7 protein-coding genes are annotated in these 6,322 nt (G+C 58.5%); 6 read left to right on the top strand and 1 reads right to left on the bottom strand.

The window, feature by feature from the left end; genetic code table 11:
• A partial coding sequence (locus OQK_RS23435; RefSeq protein WP_038862118.1) for a family 16 glycosylhydrolase occupies window positions 1-585 on the top strand: 585 nt, incomplete at its 5' end.
• A gap of 184 nt (window positions 586-769) precedes the next feature.
• On the opposite strand, the gene OQK_RS23430 is transcribed toward OQK_RS23435, so the two are convergent.
• Window positions 770-1,084: a hypothetical protein gene (locus OQK_RS23430; RefSeq protein ID WP_016774554.1), complete on the bottom strand. Its 315-nt coding sequence runs from the start codon at window positions 1,082-1,084 to the stop codon at window positions 770-772.
• A 320-nt stretch (window positions 1,085-1,404) separates the two neighbouring features.
• Here OQK_RS23430 and cyoA point away from each other — a divergent pair, with 320 nt between their 5' ends.
• The 5 genes from cyoA to cyoE are packed head-to-tail and all read left to right on the top strand — an operon-like array spanning window position 1,405 to window position 6,251.
• On the top strand, window positions 1,405-2,334 hold the full coding sequence (gene cyoA / locus OQK_RS23425) for a ubiquinol oxidase subunit II (RefSeq protein WP_016774553.1): 930 nt from the start codon (window positions 1,405-1,407) through the stop codon (window positions 2,332-2,334).
• Between the two features lie 3 nt (window positions 2,335-2,337).
• Window positions 2,338-4,311: a cytochrome o ubiquinol oxidase subunit I gene (gene cyoB, locus OQK_RS23420; protein WP_016774552.1), complete on the top strand. Its 1,974-nt coding sequence runs from the start codon at window positions 2,338-2,340 to the stop codon at window positions 4,309-4,311.
• Between the two features lie 2 nt (window positions 4,312-4,313).
• Window positions 4,314-4,928 carry a cytochrome o ubiquinol oxidase subunit III gene (locus OQK_RS23415; protein WP_016774551.1) on the top strand — a complete coding sequence of 205 codons (615 nt, stop codon included), beginning with the start codon at window positions 4,314-4,316 and terminating at the stop codon, window positions 4,926-4,928.
• Between the two features lies 1 nt (window position 4,929).
• Window positions 4,930-5,268, top strand: a complete 339-nt coding sequence (gene cyoD, locus OQK_RS23410) for a cytochrome o ubiquinol oxidase subunit IV (protein WP_016774550.1) — start codon at window positions 4,930-4,932, stop codon at window positions 5,266-5,268.
• The gene (cyoE, locus tag OQK_RS23405; RefSeq protein WP_016774549.1) at window positions 5,226-6,251 is read left to right on the top strand and encodes a heme o synthase; all 1,026 of its coding nucleotides are present in this window, start codon (window positions 5,226-5,228) and stop codon (window positions 6,249-6,251) included. The genes cyoD and cyoE overlap by 43 nt, the downstream gene beginning before the upstream one ends.
• Window positions 6,252-6,322: the final 71 nt, after the last annotated feature.

Here is a 6,322-nt window from a genome sequence, read left to right as displayed (position 1 = left end):
AAGCTCGGCAACGGCAATCTGAACATCACTTTCCGCAAACAGACCCTCCCGGAGAAATACGTCGCCCTGGGCTACAAGGATTACAGCTCGGCGATGGTCCGAACCAACGAACGGGGGATGTACGGCTATTACGAAGCCCGGGCAAAACCGATGAACTCTGCCGGTTCCAGTGCCTTCTGGCTGGCCTGGACGGGGCTGCCGGACAACGCCACGGAAATCGACATCTTCGAAATCGGCGGCAAGACCCGCAATGAAGCCTTCGATCGCCTGTACAACATGAACGCGCATGTCTGGGCCAGACCGCAGAATGATCAACACCTGAGTTCCGGCAGTACTTGGATCGCACCGTGGCGGCTGGCCAATACCTTTCATGTCTACGGCTTTGACTGGCAACCCGAGACTTTGCGCTGGTACGTCGACGGCGTGCTGGTGCGAGAGGCGAAAAACAACTACTGGCACTTCCCGATGCAAATCGTCTTCGACAGCGAAGCGATGTGGGACTGGTTCGGCGTGGTCGACGACGCTGATCTGCCGTCGGTGTTTCGCATCGATTACGTCAGGGTCTGGACGCGCTCAGAGCAATAAGGCAGCGCTCAGCGGTTACGGACCAGGCCTGCATCTCCCCCCTGGCCTGCGTGCAGCTCCTGCGGCGTCCCGCCCCGCACGATCTCGCCTTCCTCCAGCGCCATCCCTCCCCCTCGATACCCGCAACCCCCGAAACCGCTCGGAAAGGTTGGAGCGCGCCAAGCCAACTGTGCGATGCACACGCTCACTCATTCTCATGGCCGTGCGCATCGGCACAGGACAATCGTCCGGACTCGCCGCCGGCGATTCGTTCTGCCTGATCGATGCCACGTTTGAGCGCGTCCTCGACTTCCCATTCCACGCCGGGCAATTTCCTGATGCGCTCGTAGGCGCACTCGCCGGTCGCGGTGTAAACGCTGATGAACATTTCGACGTCGCCATCATCGGCTTCCCGTGCCCGTACCTCGATATGACAGCCGTTTTCAACCTCTTCGGTATGGCACTTTTCCGCCTTTTCCGTCGCCTTCCATTTGTTGTAGGTTTCGCCGCGTTTGAACATGTCGTACTCCTGAACTCAACTCGCTCACGTCAAAGATCTTTCCTTTGGCGGAATAATTCCACGGATTGCCAAGAGGCATTTTCAGCATAGCGCGTTGATTCGCGCCCGCCGTTTCGCGAGTTCAACCGTTCGTCAGCTTGCGTAACATTCTGTAAAACCAACGTCGCAATGCTCATTCAAAAAGTTCGTGGCCCAGGCGAGCTCAAGTACAACTCGTTATTCAGCCCAGCGTGATTAGCCGGTACAGAAACAGGGTTTTCTGTCCATGGCCAACTGTTGCCCGAAGAAAACAAGGATCGATATAAAGAACAGGAGCATGTATGAAGCGAACAATCAGCTATTGCCTGGTCTATCTCGCTACCAGCGTTCTGCTCGCCGGTTGCAATCTGGTGGTGTTCAACCCCAAGGGCGATGTTGCCCGAGATGAACGCGACCTGATCATTCTCGCCACGGGCCTGATGCTGTTGGTGGTGATCCCGGTCATCGTCATGACCTTCCTGTTCGCCTATCGCTACCGCGCGACCAACAAGAAGGCCCGTTATTCGCCGCGTTGGGCCAGTTCGCACAAGATCGAGGCGGTGGTCTGGGGCGTGCCGTTCCTGATTATTTGCGTACTCGGCTGGGTGACCTGGGAAACCACCCATGCACTCGATCCCTATCGCCCGTTGGACTCCGACGTGCCGCACCTCAATGTGCAAGTGGTGGCAACGGACTGGAAATGGCTGTTCATCTACCCCGATCTGGGCATTGCCTCGGTCAATGAACTGGCGATACCGGTGAATACGCCGGTGAGTTTTACCGTCACTTCCGACGCGGCCATGACTTCATTCTTTATTCCGGCACTCGGTGGGCAGATATATGCCATGGCCGGCATGCAGACCAAGTTGCATTTGATCGCCAATGAAATCGGCCAGTATCGCGGGATTGCCGCGAACTATAACGGCCACGGTTTTTCCGACATGCACTTCAGCACCTTGGCGCTCAGCGGCGCGGATTACGAGGCGTGGGTCAACAAAGTCAAAGCGGCGCCCGGGCAACTTGATCAAGCCAGTTACGCCGAGTTGGCCAAGCCTTCAGTGGCGCACAAGATCACTTATTACTCGGCTGTGCAGGAGCGACTGTTTCTCGACATCGTCGACAAGTACGAAGGAATGAACAAAGCACCGCGCAAGAAGGAAACCCAAGTGCAAAGCAACAGCGACGATGTGCGCGTCAATCAACAACCGAGTCTGCTGGCCGAGGAGCGTTAAATCATGTTCGGGAAACTTTCATGGGACGCGGTTCCATTGCACGAGCCGATTGTCATGTACACCCTGGCTATCGTCGGCCTGATGGGTTTTGCCCTGGTCGGTACCGTCACCTGGAAGCGCAAGTGGGGCTACCTGTGGCGCGAGTGGTTCACTTCGGTGGATCACAAGAAAATCGGCTGCATGTACATCATCGTCGCGTTGGTCATGCTGCTGCGCGGTTTCTCCGACGCGATCATGATGCGTACCCAACAGGCCATGGCATCCAGTGGCGGCCCGGGTTATCTGCCGCCGGAGCACTACGACCAGATCTTCACTGCCCACGGCGTGATCATGATTTTCTTCATGGCCATGCCCTTCGTGGTCGGCCTGATGAACATCGTCGTGCCACTGCAGATCGGCGCCCGCGACGTCGCCTACCCGTTCCTCAACGCGCTGAGTTTCTGGCTGTTCGTGGTTGGCGCGGCACTGGTGAATATTTCCCTGGGCGTTGGTGAGTTTGCCCGCACCGGCTGGGTCGCCTACCCGCCCCTGTCCGAGCTCGGCTACAGCCCCGGGGTCGGGGTGGATTACTACATCTGGTCATTACAGATATCCGGCATAGGGACGCTGTTAACCGGGGTTAACTTTTTCGTGACCATCCTGAAGATGCGCACCGAAGGCATGACCCTGTTCAAGATGCCGGTGTTCACTTGGAACGCACTGTGCACTTCGATCCTGATTCTCGCTGCGTTCCCGATCCTTACCGCCACCCTGTTGATGCTGACCCTCGATCGTTATCTGGGCATGCACTTCTTCACCAACGAGGCCGGCGGCAACCCGATGATGTACGTCAACCTCATCTGGGCGTGGGGCCATCCGGAGGTGTACATCCTGATCCTGCCGGCGTTCGGGATCTTCTCGGAGATCGCCGCGACCTTCAGCAGCAAGCGCCTGTTCGGCTATGTCTCGCTGGTGTGGGCGACGATTGCGATCACGATTCTGTCGTTCATCGTCTGGCTGCACCACTTCTTCACCATGGGCGCGGGGGCCAACGTCAACGCGTTCTTCGGCATCATGACGATGATCATTGCAGTGCCGACCGGGGTGAAAATCTTCACCTGGCTGTTCACCATGTATCGCGGCCGCGTGCGCTTCGAAACGCCGATGCTGTGGACGCTGGGCTTTATCGTCACGTTCAGTATCGGCGGCATGACCGGCGTGCTGCTGGCGGTGCCCGGCGCCGATTTCCTGCTGCACAACAGCCTGTTCCTGATCGCGCACTTCCATAATGTGATCATCGGTGGCGCGGTGTTCGGCTACATGGCAGGGCTGACTTACTGGTTCCCGAAAGCCTTCGGTTTCCGCCTCAACGACCGCCTCGGGCGCATTGCGTTCTGGTGCTGGCTGGTGGGTTTCTACTTCGCGTTCATGCCGTCTTACGTGCTCGGTTTCATGGGCATGACCCGGCGCCTGAACCATTTCGACAACCCGGCCTGGCAACCGTGGCTGCTGCTGGAACTGTTTGGCGTCGGCATCATTCTTTGTGGCGTCTCCGCGCAGGCGTTGCAGCTCTACGTGAGCATTCGCAACCGCGCGAAACTGCGCGACCTCACCGGCGACCCGTGGGACGGCCGCACGCTGGAATGGGCCACGGCCTCGCCGCCGCCGTTCTACAACTTCGCCGAGCAACCGAAAGTCAACGATCTCGACGCCTATTGGGGCATGAAGGAGCGCGGCGTCAGCACCCTCAGTCACACCGACTACCGCGCCATCCATATGCCGCGCAACACCTCCGCCGGCCTGGTGATCAGTGTCTTCGCGCTGATCTGCAGCTTCGCCCTGGTGTGGCATATCTGGTGGCTGGCGATCTTCGGCCTGGTCGCTTCGGTGGTGGCAATGGTCGTGCGCAGCTATGACGAAGACATCGACTATTTCGTCCCGGCGCAGGAAGTGGCGCGGATTGAAAAAGCGCGTCTCAAAGACTTGGCGGAGGCTTGAACATGTCCAATATCGTTCTGGATAAAGACATCGCGCACAGCCATGAACATGGCCATGAAGACGCGGGCTCGATGCGCATTTTCGGTTTCTGGATCTACCTGATGACCGACTGCATCCTGTTTGCGACGCTGTTCGCAGGCTATGCCGTACTGCGTGACAGCGTGGCTGGCGGGCCCTCGACCGTCGACATTTTCGAATTGCCCTATGTCCTTGCCGAAACCGCGTTGCTGCTGCTCAGCAGCATCACATACGGCTACGCGATGCTGGCGATGAACCGCAATGACAAAGCCCATGTGCTGCGCTGGCTTGGCGTCACCTTCGTGCTGGGTTGCGCCTTCATCGCCATGGAAATCAACGAATTCCATCATCTGATCGCAGAAGGCTACGGGCCGGATCGCAGCGGTTTCCTCACCGCGTTCTTCACCCTCGTCGGCACCCACGGCGCGCACGTGCTCAGTGGTCTGGTGTGGATGGCGGTGTTGATGCTGCAAGTAAGCAGCCGGGGCCTGACCAACACCAATACGACACGCTTGAGTTGCCTGAGTCTGTTCTGGCACTTCCTCGATGTGGTGTGGATCTGCGTATTTACCGTGGTTTATCTGCTGGGGGTGGTGTGACATGTATAACCAGAGTCCGATTCATAGCAGTGCCGGCACCAGCCATGGCACCAGTCGTTCGTACATGGTCGGTTTCATCATTTCGGTGATTCTGACCGTCATTCCCTTTGGCCTGGTCATGTATCCGACGTTGCCACGCAGCGTCACCGCCTGGGTGGTGGTTGCACTTGGCGTGGTGCAGGTCTTCGCCCACCTCAAATATTTCCTGCATCTGGACACCGCCAAGGAGCAACGCTGGAACCTCAGAGCGCTGATCTTCTCGGTGGTGATCATTCTTCTGCTGGTGGGGCTTTCGCTATGGATCATGGACAGCATTCACCACAACATGCTGGCGCACTGAAGCAATGGCGGCTGTCGCTGAATGTCGGGCTGGAACTGACCAAGCCCGGCATCATCGTCGGCAATCTGGCTTCGGTGTTCGGCGGCTATCTGCTTGCCGCCGGTGGCCGCCCGTTGTCCCTGGCGCATTTATTGGCCGCCCTGCTCGGCACCGCGCTGGTCATCGCTTGCGGTTGCGTGATCAATAACTGCGTCGACCGCGATATCGATCGGCGCATGGTGCGCACCTGTCATCGGGCGCTGGCCGTTCGCGCTGTGTCGTTGCCCAGTGCGTTTTGCTACGCGACGGTGCTGGGTGTGATCGGCTTCGGTTTGCTGTGGCTCGGCACCACAGCACTGGCCTGCGCCATGGCGGCAGTCGGTCTGATCGTTTATGCGGGCGTTTATACCTGCCTGATGAAACGCCGTTCGCACTGGGGCACGCTGATCGGCAGCCTGTCCGGGGCCATGCCGCCGGTGGTCGGTTATTGCGCCGTGACCGGCAGCTTCGATGCCACGGCGCTGATGCTCATCGTGGTGTTTTGCTGCTGGCAGATGCCCCACTCCCACGCGATCACCGTCATGCGCCATGAAGACTTTCGTGCCGCCGGATTGCCGACGTTGACGCTCAGAAAGGCACGACGCGAGATTAACCTGTACATGGTCGCGTTCCTGATCAGCGCGGCGATATTGGGCTGGGTTGCGGCTATCAATGTTTCTTATCCGCTGGTGGTACTTGGCCTGGGCGGCTACTGGTTTTATCTGACGTTGCGACCGGTGCGAACCACCAATGCGAAAGTCTGGGCGCGGCGCATTTTCAGCGTATCGATCCTGCTGATCCTGGCGCTGAATCTTTCCCTCGCGTTGAACGCCGTACTGCCCTCGCCCTCTGCGCTCTACCACTCATCGGGCGTGGGGGAAAATCATCAAACGCAGGTGCGGGGCGGGTTATCAGAATCGGTAACGACTGCCTTTACAGACCACCTGGAGGAAACCCATGGCTAACGATCCTTCAACAATTGATTGCGCCTGCCCGGGCTGCACCTGCAAATGCAGCGGCGAGCAAACCTTCGAGC

The sequence above is a fragment of the Pseudomonas sp. R62 genome (genome assembly GCF_000257605.1).
Classification (GTDB): Bacteria; Pseudomonadota; Gammaproteobacteria; order Pseudomonadales; family Pseudomonadaceae; genus Aquipseudomonas; species Aquipseudomonas atacamensis.
The sequence above is the reverse complement of the archived record's forward strand: the minus strand, read 5'-3'. Positions and strand labels throughout refer to the sequence as shown.